The 15,073-nt window shown below is 41.7% G+C and carries 16 protein-coding genes; 1 reads left to right on the top strand and 15 read right to left on the bottom strand.

Annotation, left to right across the window (positions count from 1 at the left end; translation table 11 throughout):
• Positions 1–9: 9 nt before the first annotated feature.
• The 3 genes from FFM84_RS08815 to FFM84_RS08805 are packed head-to-tail and all read right to left on the bottom strand — an operon-like array spanning position 10 to position 3,589.
• The gene (locus FFM84_RS08815; RefSeq protein ID WP_130844902.1) at positions 10–1,140 is read right to left on the bottom strand and encodes a glycosyl hydrolase family 8; all 1,131 of its coding nucleotides are present in this window, start codon (positions 1,138–1,140) and stop codon (positions 10–12) included.
• Positions 1,141–1,154: 14 nt separating this feature from the next.
• Positions 1,155–2,558, bottom strand: coding sequence for an FAD-dependent oxidoreductase (locus tag FFM84_RS08810; protein ID WP_130844901.1), 1,404 nt, complete (start codon positions 2,556–2,558; stop codon positions 1,155–1,157).
• Positions 2,559–2,605: 47 nt separating this feature from the next.
• Positions 2,606–3,589: a glycosyltransferase family 2 protein gene (locus tag FFM84_RS08805; RefSeq protein WP_130844900.1), complete on the bottom strand. Its 984-nt coding sequence runs from the start codon at positions 3,587–3,589 to the stop codon at positions 2,606–2,608.
• Between the two features lie 392 nt (positions 3,590–3,981).
• Between FFM84_RS08805 and FFM84_RS08800 the strand changes: the two genes are divergently transcribed.
• Positions 3,982–4,662: an EAL domain-containing protein gene (locus tag FFM84_RS08800; RefSeq protein ID WP_130844899.1), complete on the top strand. Its 681-nt coding sequence runs from the start codon at positions 3,982–3,984 to the stop codon at positions 4,660–4,662.
• A gap of 41 nt (positions 4,663–4,703) precedes the next feature.
• Here the strand turns inward: FFM84_RS08800 and galU are convergent, their stop codons facing one another.
• From galU to FFM84_RS08740, 12 genes are all read right to left on the bottom strand, one after another.
• Positions 4,704–5,618: a UTP--glucose-1-phosphate uridylyltransferase GalU gene (gene galU, locus FFM84_RS08795; protein WP_130844898.1), complete on the bottom strand. Its 915-nt coding sequence runs from the start codon at positions 5,616–5,618 to the stop codon at positions 4,704–4,706.
• Between the two features lie 40 nt (positions 5,619–5,658).
• Positions 5,659–6,675, bottom strand: coding sequence for an NAD(P)H-dependent glycerol-3-phosphate dehydrogenase (locus FFM84_RS08790; RefSeq protein ID WP_130844897.1), 1,017 nt, complete (start codon positions 6,673–6,675; stop codon positions 5,659–5,661).
• 27 nt (positions 6,676–6,702) lie between these two features.
• A complete protein-coding gene (gene lgt / locus FFM84_RS08785) occupies positions 6,703–7,539 on the bottom strand; it encodes a prolipoprotein diacylglyceryl transferase (RefSeq protein WP_130844896.1) in 837 nt (278 codons plus the stop codon).
• A 15-nt stretch (positions 7,540–7,554) separates the two neighbouring features.
• The gene (gene hprK / locus FFM84_RS08780; RefSeq protein ID WP_130844895.1) at positions 7,555–8,505 is read right to left on the bottom strand and encodes an HPr(Ser) kinase/phosphatase; all 951 of its coding nucleotides are present in this window, start codon (positions 8,503–8,505) and stop codon (positions 7,555–7,557) included.
• A 160-nt stretch (positions 8,506–8,665) separates the two neighbouring features.
• On the bottom strand, positions 8,666–9,019 hold the full coding sequence (locus tag FFM84_RS08775; RefSeq protein WP_130844894.1) for a phage holin family protein: 354 nt from the start codon (positions 9,017–9,019) through the stop codon (positions 8,666–8,668).
• 15 nt (positions 9,020–9,034) lie between these two features.
• Entirely contained in the window at positions 9,035–9,355 is a 321-nt protein-coding gene (locus FFM84_RS08770; protein WP_130844893.1) for a PspC domain-containing protein, read from the bottom strand.
• 101 nt (positions 9,356–9,456) lie between these two features.
• Positions 9,457–10,131, bottom strand: a complete 675-nt coding sequence (gene phoU, locus FFM84_RS08765) for a phosphate signaling complex protein PhoU (protein WP_130844892.1) — start codon at positions 10,129–10,131, stop codon at positions 9,457–9,459.
• 11 nt (positions 10,132–10,142) lie between these two features.
• Positions 10,143–10,898, bottom strand: coding sequence for a phosphate ABC transporter ATP-binding protein PstB (pstB, locus tag FFM84_RS08760; protein WP_130844891.1), 756 nt, complete (start codon positions 10,896–10,898; stop codon positions 10,143–10,145).
• Positions 10,899–10,909: 11 nt separating this feature from the next.
• Complete coding sequence (gene pstB / locus FFM84_RS08755) at positions 10,910–11,719, bottom strand: phosphate ABC transporter ATP-binding protein PstB (RefSeq protein ID WP_130844890.1); 810 nt, start codon at positions 11,717–11,719, stop codon at positions 10,910–10,912.
• A gap of 13 nt (positions 11,720–11,732) precedes the next feature.
• Positions 11,733–12,617, bottom strand: coding sequence for a phosphate ABC transporter permease PstA (gene pstA, locus FFM84_RS08750; RefSeq protein WP_130844889.1), 885 nt, complete (start codon positions 12,615–12,617; stop codon positions 11,733–11,735).
• The gene (pstC, locus tag FFM84_RS08745; protein WP_130844888.1) at positions 12,607–13,536 is read right to left on the bottom strand and encodes a phosphate ABC transporter permease subunit PstC; all 930 of its coding nucleotides are present in this window, start codon (positions 13,534–13,536) and stop codon (positions 12,607–12,609) included. The genes pstA and pstC overlap by 11 nt, the downstream gene beginning before the upstream one ends.
• 10 nt (positions 13,537–13,546) lie before the next feature.
• Complete coding sequence (locus tag FFM84_RS08740; RefSeq protein ID WP_130844887.1) at positions 13,547–14,422, bottom strand: phosphate ABC transporter substrate-binding protein PstS family protein; 876 nt, start codon at positions 14,420–14,422, stop codon at positions 13,547–13,549.
• Positions 14,423–15,073 lie beyond the last annotated feature (651 nt).

Raw genomic sequence — 15,073 nt, 5'->3', positions numbered from 1 at the left:
ACCTTAATCTTATTTCAATGCGGCATTTAAGGCCGTCAAGTTATTATACGAATAGGCCTGGTCAGTCTTAGCATCGCCAATGCCACCAACAATTGCTGCTGATGATTTGGTGACTTGCAAACGCCAGACATCCTTCATCGCCAATTGATAGTGGGCCTGATCTTTAATCGCCGCAAAGATCATGGCGGCTAATGCATAATTAGCAGCTGACTCACCACCTACACTAACGGTCCCAGTCGTGGTATAGCCATTTTCCAAGTTATGTTGCTGTAATCGTTGAACTAACCAACGCCGACTAGTCGCTTTTAATTTACCAACTTCTGCTAAATGCAGCAGCGTCGTCAGGGCTTCTGACGTATTCAAGCTAGCACTGCTATACTTACTAGTCGTCCATTGATAACTTGCAGCATACAGTGGAAAGACATCACCTAAATAACCACCTTGCACAACTGTTAACTGTTTACGATAGTTAGCACGACCTTTTTTGGTTCCTTTTTCAAAGTAAGCTAACGTCTTTAAATCAAAATACGCCAGACTACCAGTCGTCGTTGCCTTTTTCGTATGTGTATCATAATAATTAACAAGATGACCATCTTTAATACTTGTGTTCACTAATGTTTGATACCGTTGAGTCGCTTCACGACGGTACGTTTTGGTCTGATGCATCTGATCATACGCGAGTAACGCCCGAATAATCCGTAAATCATCTAACGTGGCATTAACGGTATGCCGCTTCTTAGTACGTGGATCGTAGCGATAGCTAAATTGACCATGATCATCGAACGTCTTCTTTGTGACTCGATAAAACCTTTGAAATTTTTTCCATTGTTTTGTTGTCGCTAGATACTGCAACCACATGCCCGATGATTCGCTTAACAGTTCATGACCAGTCGCAGCACCTGTTGTCCGTTTCTTTGTATCACGATAGTTAGTGTAAATACCCTGCTTAGTCAACAACCCTTTTTTTATAAAAGCGATAAGTTGTTGCCGATGCCTTTGATCAGTTTGCGTCGCATACTGACTTGATGTCGCAAAAGCGGTTGGTGCCTGGGTTGGCGTTTTAACTGTCACCTTTTTTTGACATCCGCTTAACATCACCAATAACGGCAACAACAAAACATAGCCCCATTTCCAACGCATATTACCCCTCCAGCTTAATCTTGATGTTGTTCTTCCCAATTACCGATCGCCGTAATCCGTGGATTATCACGACCATTTTCACGTTCTTGGGCCACGGCCATCTGACCAACAACATTCAAATAATTAAATGGATCGTCAAAATTTGGTGAGAAGAGCATGTCGACAAACGCCAAATCATCAATCGTATTTCCATTTTGAATGGCAATTGATAAGGCATTGGCTGACTGTGCGATTTCATGAGGGCTCCATAATTGAGCCCCTAAAATTTTACGATTTTCGGGATTATAAGTCAGTTCAATCGTCAATGGGTCCGTTGTTTCCATATAGGCTGGCCGCCAGTTGCCTTCAAAGACCACGCGTTCAACCGGAACATGACTTAACTTGGCAATGTCATACGTCAATCCAGTTGTGGCTAACGTATGGTCAAACAATTGCATGGCCGATGTTGCTTGAGTGCCCATGTATCGTTGGAGATTACCAAAAATATTAATCCCGGCTAAAGCCCCTTGCCGCACTGCATTAGTGGCTAATGGTGTGTAGGCCGCTTCACCAGTTGGGTTAAAGTTTTGAACACATGAATCCCCCGCAGCATAAATATCAGGATCAGAAGTTTGAACATAATCGTTGATAACGATGGCACCATGTTTATCCATCTCAACTTGGCCTCGTAATAATTCAGTTACGGGTACAAACCCAGTCCCCACGATAGCTAAGTCAGCGATAAAATCCCCTTGATTGGTTTCAATGACAAGTTCACCTTTATCGTTCCCAGTAAAGGCACTAACACGATGGTTTAGTTTCACATTAACCCCGTGTTCCTTCAATAAAGTGACCGCCCGATCTGACATATCTTTACTAATATAGTGATTTAAGATTTGATCATGTGACTGGAATAACGTCACTTCATGGTTCGTGTTGGCATAACTTTCTGATAACTCAGTCCCAATATACCCAGCACCAACAATCGCAATCCGTTGATTATCTTTAGCCGTTTTATAGATTTCACGAGCTTGATCGTAGTTCTTACAAAGTAAAACTTTTGATTCATCAATCCCAAAGATCGGTGGGACCTTAACTGACGATCCTGTTGTCATAATGAGTTTGTCATACGTATCGTCAAAGACATCCCCAGTTTCCATATCAGCAACTTGTAATGTCTTATTTTCAGCATCAATCTTTAACACATTATGTTTCGTTTTAACCGTTGCACCTAGTTTAGTGAGTGCTTCTGGTGACGAATAAAACATATCTTCCAAACGATTAACTTTGCCACCTAAGTATAAATAAATCCCACAAGATAAGAACGAAATATTATCATTCCGTTCATAAATCGTTAGTTCTGCTTCGGGATGATTTTGTAAAATCTGTGCTGCGGCTGCAGTTCCAGCATGGGTACAACCAACAATAACAATTTTCATGAATAACCCTCCATTTAACTTTATTTAGTCTGTGCTAACCAACTTTTTTAATCTAATGATTTCGACTGACCCACTTTGGAAGTGAAATCATCTTCTTGAATAATGTAACGTGGGCGATGCTTAACTTCGGTAAAAATCTTACCAATATATTCCCCGATAATACTAATCGCAATCAACTGAACACCCGAGATAAACCAAATTGACGTCATTAATGACGTCCAGCCTGGAATAACGTTACCACGAAAATTTTGAATTAACGAATACACAATCACAATAATCGCCCCAACAACTGATAGTATACCTAAGTTTAAAATCATTCGAATTGGGATAATCGAAAAGGACGTAATGCCATCCAACGCAAATGCCAACATCTTTTTAAGCGGATATTTCGATGTCCCTGCATACCGTGGTTTACGGGCATAATAAACTTTAGTCGCTGGATACCCGACTAAAGGCACGATTCCACGCAAAAACATATTTCGCTCTCTAAAGCTCAATAATGCACCTAATGCACGCTTACTCAATAACCGATAATCAGCATGATTGGGCACCATATCAACACCTAAATGCCGCATTAAGTTATAAAAGGCTAGCGCGGTATCCCGTTTAAAAAACGTATCCGTATCACGGCTGCTGCGCACGCCATAGACAACATCAAAACCAGCTAAGTGTTGTTGCACCATTTTAGGAATCGCCTGCACATCATCCTGTAAATCCGCATCAATCGTAATGATCATATCTGATACTGGATAAGCAATTGTCATGCCAGCCATTAAAGCATTCTGATGGCCACAGTTACGACTAAACTTGATTCCGGTATAAATAGGGTCGGTTGCTTCTAAATCCTGAATAATAGACCAAGTTCGATCATGACTCCCATCATCGACAAATAGCAATCGACTAGTCGCTGCAATTAAATGAGCATCAATTAACTGCCTGACCACCGCCAATAGTTCTTTCGAGCTTTCAGGTAAGACTTCTTGCTCGTTATAACACGGTACAATAATCGTTAATTGCTGTAAAGCCGCCATTTTAACGCCCCCAATTCCCCTTAGATATAATAAAGTTTATGACACATCAATTATACTTTAATTTTTTACAGGGGAAACCTGTTTTTAACAAAAAACTTGCAAATCTCATTAATTAATCACCACCTTAATAAGCCAGTGTATTACTTTTAATTATAATATTTTAGTAACAATCCTTTAATTGTAGGCAAAAAATTGGCAATCAATATAAATAAATATTATACTTAAAAGAATAATAGGATAACTGACGACTATCCAATAGTCATTTAAGCCCACAAATTCCATGAACACGTTAAAAATTACGAGGGTTAATTATTCCGTTAACATGGTATTTGGGTTATGATAACTTGTAAAGGACTTTAAATACACACTTAAAAAATACAAGGGGCAAATCTATGTATCGCTATTTTATTCAGCCACAATTAGATAAATTCAATAACTCATTAATCGGTTATGAAATGCTCATTCGCTATCGGGCTACAGCCGACGACCGTTGGACGTTACCGGCTAACTTTGAAGCCATTCCGATTGATGTTCAAATTGACTTATTAAAGGCGACGGCTAGTGAGCTGTCTTTAAAGATCGGTTCCGTTTCGATTAACTTTAATCGGAAACAATTTTTAAATCCCGATATTGCCGCAGCTGTGATTGAGGCTCAAGCAAAATTATTCCCCGTAAAAGTGATTGTCGAAGTCACTGAAGAACCAGGTGAAGATAATTATGCCTTGGAAGATATGCAAAAACAAATTGAATTGATCAAGTCGCACGGGCTACAATTCAGCTTGGATGATGTGGGCACTGGGATTAATGTCTATGATCATATCAAGCCCTTATTGGGTTATGCTGAAGAGATTAAGTTCGCCATGCAAAACTTCCGTAACGAAGAACGAACTGATGAAATTCCCGCTCAACTTAAATTTTGGCGTGAAGTGGCAGTCGAACATGATATGCGCTTAATTCTTGAAGGGGTCGAAAACGATGAAGAAGATCAGCTTGCTGACGATCTTGAAATTCCGCTTCGCCAAGGTTATTACTACGGCAAACCGCATCTATTTCAATTGAAATCTGACCATTAAAAAAACCACTTGAATTTTAAAATTCAAGTGGTTTTTTAGTACTATTTTTTAGTCGGCTTCTTAGTCGCCGCTTGATCTTCTTTGGTTAGTTGTTGACCAAGATCTTTAAGGTAAGTCCGTAAATCATCCTTTACATCTGGATGAGTCAACCCATATTCAATCGTTGTCTTCAAATAACCAAATTTATAGCCGACATCATGCCGAGTACCTTTAAATTCATGGGCAAAGACGCGTTGGGTTTTATTCAACGTATCAATGGCATCGGTTAATTGGATTTCGTCGCCCTTCCCTGGTTTTTGCTTTTCGAGCACATCGAAAATTTCAGGGGTTAGCAAGTACCGACCAATAATCGCCAAGTCGCTTGGTGCATCTTCAGGCGTTGGCTTTTCAACAAAGTTATTCACATTGTATAAGCCGGGTTCTTTTTCACTCTCAGGATTAATGACGCCATACTTAGATACTTCCTCGTGTGGCACCTTCATCACGGCTAAAGTTGAAGCGTGGGTTTTATCGTAGCTATTCATTAACTGTTTCGTTAATGGCACCTTATCTTCCATCAAGTCATCACCTAGCATGACGACGAATGGTTCATCACCAACAAAGGCTTTGGCCGTTAAAACGGCGTCACCTAAGCCACGGGGATGAGATTGACGAATGAAGTACAAATTGATGTCAGTGGTTTCTTGCACTAACTTCAACATTTCTTCCTTGTGCTTAGCGCGTAAATTATCTTCTAGTTCGGGATTGGAATCATAGTAATCTTCAATACTACGTTTACTTTTCCCAGTGACAATGACAATGTCTTCAATCCCTGATTTACGGGCTTCATCCACAATAAATTGAATCGTGGGTTTATCAACAATTGGTAACATTTCTTTGGGCATTGCTTTAGTAGCTGGTAAAAAACGTGTCCCTAATCCGGCAGCTGGAATAACCGCTTTTCTAACTTTTGACATGTGCTGAACCTCCTAAGAATGAAAAATCCTAACTAATTGCCTACTGAATTTCTGGTTTACCTTCACGTTGCATCAATTGCGGAATAACTTTCTTAATATCCGCTTCATTGTATAACACATCGTAAATAGCTTCGGTAATTGGCATTTCGATGCCTTGTTGTTGAGCCAGTTCATACGCGGCTTTAGTTGACGGAATTCCTTCAATCACCATGCCCATCGTGTCAATCACTGACTTCAAACTTTGACCTTGACCTAATTCATTACCAGCCCGCCAGTTACGTGAATGAACACTGGTAGCCGTGACGATTAAATCACCAACCCCAGAGAGTCCAATAAACGTCAGTGGTTGTGCGCCTAACGCAACCCCTAACCGACTGATTTCGGCCAAACCACGTGTCATTAACGCCGCCTTAGCGTCATCCCCGTAGCCTAAGCCATGTAATGCTCCCGCACCTAACGCAATGATATTTTTCAAAGCGGCGCCTAATTCGACCCCGATAACATCATTGTTGGTGTAAATCCGGAAGTAATCATTCATAAATAATTGTTGGACAAACTTAGCTGCCGCATTATCGGCACTTGCTGCCGTAATTAACGTGATATCACGCTTAGCCACTTCTTCCGCATGACTTGGACCTGATAAGACCACCACGGCTTGTCGTGAGTCAGCTGGAATTTCTTCCGACAAGACTTCTGACAACCGCTTGTGTGTATTAAGTTCCAAACCTTTACTAGCATGGATAATGATTGGTTGATTGTCCGTTGATTGTAACACGGCTTTAACTTGTTGCGCCACAATCCGGATTGCACCAGTTGGCACAACGAATAAAATCGCTGCCACACCGTCTAATGCAGCCGTTAAATCCGTATACGCTTTAAGCGATTCGGAATATTTAAAATCATGCACATAATGTTCATTGGTGTGCTTTTCATTTAATTCAGCCACTTGATCGGGATTATTCGACCAAAGTCGCACATCGTTTCCATTTTCATCTAATAAGTTTGCAAGCACGCTACCCCATGAGCCAGCGCCTAAAACGGCAATTTTTTCTGCCATACTAATAACCCTCTAATCTATTTTTTTCTACGCCATCTTTTGACCAGAACCAGCCAAATACCAGCGGTTTTCTGTTAAATGTCGCCGCCGCCAAATCAAAATTCCAAGACTACCGACAAATAAAATAACCGATAAGACTTGTGAAACCCGAATGACATTAAACAACATTAAGGAATCCGTCCGCATCCCTTCTGTAAAGAAGCGGCCAAAGGAATACCAAGCCACATAGGCAAGGAAAACTTCCCCTTGCTTGTATAACCCTGATCGATGCCGTGTCACCATCAACAACACAAATCCTAACAAATCCCAAACCGATTCATACAAAAAAGTGGGTTGACGATAAGCGCCATTAATATACATCTGTGAAATCAGCCAATCAGGCAAATGTAACCCCTGTAAGAAACTCAAGCTAGTTACCCGGCCGAAAGCTTCTTGATTCATAAAGTTACCCCAGCGACCAATTCCTTGGCCCATGATGACGGTAGGTGCCGCAACATCTAACATCAACCAGACTGGAATTAACCGTGACCGACAGAACAAGACCACGACGATAGCAGCGCCAATTAGGCCACCGTAAATCGCGATCCCGCCATCCCAAATTCGGATAATCTCACCAGGATGTTGACTATAATAGGACCACTGAAACACCACATAATAAGTACGCGCCGCAATTAATGTAAACGGTAGCGCCCACAAAATCATGTCATAAATATCGTCTGAACGAATCCCTCGTTTGGCGCCTTCTCGAACGGCTAATGCGACCGCGATCAAAACTGCGGTGGCAATAAAGACACCGTACCAATGGACCTCAATCGGACCCAGACGTAGTGCAATCGGGTTTAACGCCCCCAAGACGGTTTTCACGCTGTTGCCATCTCCTTAAAGCTTGTGAGAATCATGACTCGAATTTTCTTTGATGAGTGAATTTAAATTATCATCGAAGACTTTAGTAGCGTCGTAGCCCATACTCTCGGCCCGGAAGTTCATCGCCGCCGCTTCAATAATAATTGCCAAGTTCCGCCCAGTCTTAACTGGAATCGAAATCTCTGGTACTTCCACATCAAAGAACTTACGGGATTGTTCTCCATTCCCTAGTCTATCAAATTGCTTATCAGGCGTCCAATTCTCTAAGTGAACGATGAGATCAATATCCGTATCTTGACGAACTGCACCGGCCCCAAACAAGTTCATGACATCAATGATCCCAATACCACGAATCTCTAAGAGATGATTTAAAATTTTAGGTGCTTCACCAACTAGGGTTTGTTCGTCTTGTTGATAAACATCCACCCGGTCGTCGGCAATTAAACGATGCCCACGCTTAACTAATTCTAAGGCAGTTTCGCTCTTACCAACACCAGAATCACCGGTAATCAAAACACCTAGACCGTAGATATCAACTAACACGCCATGTACAGACTGACGTTCAGCAAGCTTACCTTCTAGATAGTTTGTCATGTTACTTAAAACTCGTGAAGAAGTCATCTTCGTCCCTAGAATTGGTACACCATTTTCTTCCCCAGCTTGAACCAATTCGTCCGGCACAGGTAATCCTGTGGAAATGACAAATGCTGGTGTCGTTAATTGACACATCTTGCGAAAAATCATTAACCGTTCGTCATGACTCATATTTTTCGAATAAGCGGTTTCAGTTTTACCCAACAACTGAACCCGTTCACGAGGATAATAATTAAAATATCCCGTTAATGCTAATCCTGGACGTGAAATATCACTAGTTGTAATTGCCTTATCGTCTAATAGCTTGGCGCCATGATACACATCCAAACGCGTATTTTTCACCAAATCGGCAACGGTTACACTTCCTGCCAAGTCAATCCCTCCCAAATCGTTCCGTTAACTAAAAAAAGTACGGTCAGCCTGTTTCTGGTTGCTATCGCTACCAACATTCAAGCTGACCGTACTTTCTTGATTGCAACAGAATCTTTCTATCATCTAATTTTATCACTTTAAAGCGCTTTATTCACCATTGTTACGCACTTCGTGAGAAAAAATTAGAAACAATCACATTAGCTAAGGACATTAATATTGAGACTAACATGGCCATCCCAAAACTGGAAAAGCCAAAGTTAGCCGCCCCCATAAAGAATGAGGTTAATTGTAACATTAAGCCATTAATCACAATACTAAACAAGCCAAGTGTCAGTAACGTAATTGGCAAAGACAATAACATCAAAAATGGTTTAACCGCCGCATTTAGGATCGCCAACACAAAACTTGCGATCAAGGCTACCCAAATATTAGCCACATGAAAACTACTCTGGAAAAACCCCGCAATTGCCACAAAAAGAACTGTATTAATTAAAATTCGTTTCCAAAAACCCACTATTCGTTCACTCCATTAATCTTGATGCCGAGGTTCGTCTTCTTCACGGACATTGTGAATTGATTTTCGCCCTTGAGGTTGCTGTGGTGAATTGGCTTGACTGCTAGCATGGCGCATCTGTTCAAAGAACCCTGTATTTTCGGGTTTACTTGGAATGATGGTCATCAATAGCAAGTAAACTAAGATTCCGGCACCATGTGAGGCGATCGTTAACAAGACGAATAGCACTCGCAACACGTTAGCATTCCATTGTAAATATTCAGCAATACCGCCAAGAACCCCTGCAAAAACACGATTGTTAGATTTAGTTAATTTTCGATTAGATTTAGTTTTCATAAAATCGACTCCTCAAATAAGTTTAGTCTAATTATATCTTATCGATTAAGAATTAGACTTGCAAATTTGAGGAATCGCCTTTAGAGATATTTATACTTTTTCTAAACTAAATTGGAACTTTCGGGATTCAATTCAACAATTTTTCCGGTGTTTAAGTAAACGATCCATTCACCAACATTGGTCACTAGCGCACCGATCCGCATTAAATAGCCGGCAACGTTAAGATAATCTGTCGAGCCAATCACGGTTTCTGGATGACGTTCCATTTTAGAAATGCCTTTTTCGTTAATCTTGTCGTACATTTCACCAACTTTAGCATCCTTGGCCGCAACTTTTCGAGCCGCTAAATCATCACTCTTCACATAAGCGGATAACATTTCTTCAACCATTTTTCGAACCCGGTTACCCATTTCGGATAATTCAGCTTCAATTTCAGGTACGCGTACATGTCCCTTAACGCGAATCGTGGCATGGGCAATATTACGCGCGTAGTCCGCCATTCGTTCTAATTCAGAAACGGCTTTTAGAATCGTGACAATCTCCCGTAAGTCAGAAGTCACTGGTTGGTAAAGGGCAATCATCTCAAATGATTTCTTTTCTAATTCAACTTCACGTTCATTGATTTTAGCATCATTATCAATGATTTCTTGAGCTAATTCTCGATCATGGTCAATAAATGCCTTAACGGATTTTTCGATCGTCTCACTGACCATCATCCCCATTTCAGTGAAATTAGCATCAATATCATTTAACTCATCATCAAATAGTCGTCGCATGTTTCGTCCTCCTAACCAAATCGTCCTGAAATGTAGTCATTGGTTTCTTGTCTTACCGGATTCATGAAAATCTGCTTGGTATCGTTAGCCTCGATTAACTCTCCATTCAAGAAAAAGGCTGTTCGATCAGAAATTCGTGAAGCCTGTTGCATGTTATGCGTAACAGTAATGATAGTGTAATCATGACGTAAATTCAATAGGGTCATTTCAATCATATGACTCGAAACCGGATCAAGCGCACTCGTCGCTTCATCTAATAAGATAATATCAGGTTCAACCGCTAAAACACGCGCGATACAAACCCGCTGCTGTTGTCCACCAGATAAAGATAATGCATTGGCATGCAAGCGATCTTTAACTTCATCCCAGATAGCTGCCTGCTTTAAACTTTTTTCAACGGCCGCGTCTAATTGTTCTTTATCACGAACACCAGCCAATCGTAACCCATAAACCACATTTTCATAGATCGAGAATGGAAAAGGATTAGGTTGTTGAAAAACCATGCCGATTTCTTTACGTAATTGCACGGTATCTGTCGTGGGCGCATAAATATTGTGACCGTTAAAATTAACATCACCTGTGATGGTGACTCCTGGGATTAAGTCATTCATCCGGTTCAAACAGCGTAAGAACGTTGATTTACCACAACCAGAAGGACCAATTAATGCCGTAATTCCAGTCTTTTCAAAACTCATGTTAATGCCTTTTAAGGCTTCTTTCTTACCATAAAATAAGGATAAGTTTTCAGTAGTTAAAATTGGGCTCATTAACAGACCTCCTAGCCAAAATTCCCAGAAATGTAATCATTGGTTAAATCTACCTTTGGATTGGTGAAAATATCGCCAGTTTCTGCATATTCCAAGACCTTACCTAAGTTAAAGAAGGCCGTATAGTCACTAATCCGTGAGGCTTGTTGCATGTTATGTGTCACAATAATGATGGTGTAATTTTGTTTTAATTCCAGCAGCGTATCTTCAACTTGACTCGTTGAGACCGGGTCCAACGCACTGGCTGGTTCATCTAATAACAAGATATCTGGTTTAACCGCAATCGCACGTGCAATGCATAATCGCTGCTGTTGCCCACCAGATAAGGCCAATGCACTTTTATTCAAGTCATCCTTGACCTGATCCCACATGGCGGCTTGTCGTAGCGAAGTCTCGACAATTTCATCCAATTTGTGTTTATCATTTAACCCACGTTGTCGTAAAGCGAATGCGATATTTTCATAAATCGACTTTGCAAATGGATTAGGTCGTTGAAAGACCATTCCAATATGACGACGCATTTCATACACATCTACTTCGTCACTATTGATGTCTAGACCGCGATACATAATCTTCCCTTTAACAGTCGCAATACGGTCATTCATCCGATTTAAGGACCGTAGAAAGGTTGATTTACCCGAACCAGAAGGGCCAATTAATGAGCTAATCTTATACCGTTCAAATTGTAGATCACCTTCAGAAATCGCTTCTGACTGCCCGTAAAAGACACGTAAATCTTCTGTCGATAATGCAATTTCATGCGCTTTTGGATCAAAATGCATGATATTACGTTGCGTGGTTTCCATATTTTCATTTTGCATCTAGTTGGCCCTCCTATTCTGCCGTTAAATGTTTATACAAGCGTTTACCGAGCCACCGAGCCAAGAAGTTAAAGAGTAAGACCGCGATGATTAAAACTGCGGATGCCCCTGCCGAAACGGCTTTAGCATCGGGCATAATTCCTTCTGAATTAATCTTCCAAATGTGTACGGCAAGTGTTTCGGCCGGTCGTAATGGACTTAATGGACTACTAATATCAAATGGATTCCAGTTACTGAAGTCTAAGGCTGGTGCACTTTGACCGGCCGTGTAAATTAACGCAGCGGCTTCCCCAAAGATTCGTCCGGCACTCAAAACTACCCCAGTAATAATACTTGGTAGCGCTGCCGGCACAACAATCTTAGTCACGGTCTCCCAACGAGAGAGGCCTAAAGCATAGCCAGCTTCACGTTGACTATCAGGAATATTAGCCAAAGCTTCTTCAATACTTCGCGTTAAGATTGGTAAGTTGAAAACCGTTAACGCAAAAGCCCCTGAAAGAATCGAGAACCCGAGTTTAAATTGGACTACGAAGAATAAGTAACCGAATAACCCAACAACCACTGATGGTAATGAGCTTAAAATTTCGATGGTCGTCCGAATTAATCCCGTAATCGTGTTTTTACTAGCATATTCATTCAAGTAGATCCCTGCACCTAACGAAATCGGCAATGAAATCACTAACGCCAAAATCAATAGGTAAAAAGAGTTAAACAATTGAATGCCAATCCCACCGCCAGCTTCAAAAGCCAACGCTGGTGATGTTAAAAAGTGCCACGAAATCTCAGGCACCCCTTGTACCAAAATATAACCAAGTAAGGCAACTAAGATAATGACCACCAACGCGGCCACGGCGTATAAAATACCGGTTGCTAATTTATCTGCTCGTTTAGCGTTCATTATTTAATTTCCCCTTTCGACCAATATAGCGGATCACCAAGTTAAAGAAGAGTGACATTAAGAGTAAAATCATGGCTAATGACCACAACGCATTGTTTTGTAGTGAACCCATTACCGTGTTCCCAATGCCCATCGTTAAAATACTGGTTAATGTCGAAGCTGGTGAAACTAAATTATGTGGTAACAAGGTGGCATTCCCGATAACCATTTGCACAGCCAAGGCTTCCCCAAAGGCACGGGCCATCCCAAAGACTACCGCGGTTAGCATTCCAGGAATTGCGGCACGTAGCACCACTTTATAAATTGTTTGCCAACGCGTGGCACCTAAAGCCAACGACGCTTCGCGATAATACCGAGGTACCGCATTTAAGGCATCGGCACTCATTGACGTGACCGTTGGTAAAATCATAACGAACAGAACAAAGGTCCCTGACAAGATCCCATAACCACTGCCGCCAAACGTATTACGGACAAATGGTACGACCACTTGTAGCCCAATAAACCCATAGACCACTGATGGAATCCCAACTAATAATTCGGTGACCGGACGTAAAATCCGGGCCCCCCGACGTGGCGAGATTTCAGTCATGAAGACCGCCGTACCAATGGCAAACGGAGTGGCTAATAATGCCGAACAAATGGTAATCAAGAATGATCCGACAATCATCGGCAGTGCCCCAACAGCTGGTTGACCATTAGTCCCAAGCGTCCCTGGATTCCATTGAATCCCACTTAAGAATGACCATAAATTAATATGGTTTTGGAAGAATGTGGCTAATCCGCGCGATGCCACAAAGTAAAAGATCAAGAAGACAACCAAAATAATTAACGCCAAGCATGATAAACTAATAATTTTTCCCCGGCGCTCAATTTTACTGGCGACCGATTTTTTTAATAGACTCGCTCGAATTTTATCCATCCATTACCCCTCATTTCACTGTCGTGATTTTCCCGGTCGCACTCCGCTCAACTTGCATTGCATGTACCGAAATGTAGCCCAACTGTGTCACTAGCTTCTTTTGCACAGCCGTCGATAAAACATAATTAATAAAGTTTTTTGTTAATTGATTTGGATTTTTACTCGTATAAAGATGTTCATATGACCAAATTTTCCACCGATTATTGCGAACATTGGCTTCCGTTGGTCGAACGCCATTCATCGTCACGGTCGTCACTGATTTATCTAAATACGAGAAAGCCACATAACTAATTGCACCAGGTGTGCTTGAAACAATTGACCGCGCTAGCCCAGAAGAATCTTGTTCTTGAGACTCCGCACTCTTGTGACCATTCAGCGCATAGCTTTCAAACGTTTTACGCGTTCCAGACCCTTGTGCGCGATTAATTAAGACAATTGGCACATTTTTGCCGCCAACTTCACGCCAATTGGTGATTTTACCCGTGAAGATTTTAATGAGTTGTTGTTGTGTTAAGTTAGTGACGCCCGCTTTGGCGTTAACGATCGGCGCAATGCCGACGACAGCAACGCGATGATCTTTGAGTTTGCTTGCCTGAATACCGGCTTGCTCTTCTGCAAAAATATCCGAATTACCAATCGCAACAGCGCCCGATTGAATCTGACTAAGGCCGGTCCCAGACCCGCCTCCTTGCACATTGATGAAGATGCCCGTGTGATTAGCACTATACTGTTCACCCGCCGCCTCCACTAACGGTTGCAAAGCGGTGGAACCAACTGCGGTGATTGACTCGCCAGCGTTCGTTTGTGATCGGTGGGTGTAACCGAAGCCTAACGCAACGCCAATCAAGATCAGTCCTAGTAATTGGATGACCCGACTTTTTTTCATAACAAAATACCTCCTACCCATTGCTCAAAATATATATTACTAAGTTTGTGTAAATGCTTAATATGCGTTGTGTAAAGATTATGTAAAGGTCATAATTTTTTGACTGATACGGCGTAAAACTGATCAACTAAAGTTTGAAAGCTGAATTTTAGACTTAACCATTGATAGGACAGTCATTTAACGGTCAAAAATAGTGAAACTTGCCACCTACTGCTCGCCCAATCCGGGCCGAAACGCTGTGGATGGACAATCCAAGCCAAAGTTCGGTCTTGGATTTCGTTTTGAACCGCAAAGGTCGGCGTTTCAAAAGCGCCAGTTTCTAAGCAAAAACCGCTAAGAAACACCCACGACTGGGCCCAGATTAGACTCACTCTCGGCTAGATTTGTGACCAAATCATTGTTTTAAACAATGATCGTCGCTTAATCGCTGGCTGTCAGTGATGGCGCCAGCCGTGAAAACGTCGTTGTCCGGGTGTTTTTGTCGGACTTACGACGCGGACGTCTTGAAAGACTAGTGGTGTTTGCTAGACTTTCAAGCGAGATTGAAGCCCGCCTTTTGGCTGAAATCGGTCCCCACAGCTGGCAGAATCACTGACAGCCGGAGGTGACTAATTTAAGGGTATTCAAGTCAGCTCTATCAAGGTCCTACTA

The organism is Lactiplantibacillus mudanjiangensis (assembly GCF_005405385.1).
GTDB classification, from domain to species: Bacteria; Bacillota; Bacilli; order Lactobacillales; family Lactobacillaceae; genus Lactiplantibacillus; species Lactiplantibacillus mudanjiangensis.
Note: the sequence above shows the minus strand (reverse complement) of the source record. Positions and strands in the feature narration are given on the sequence as shown.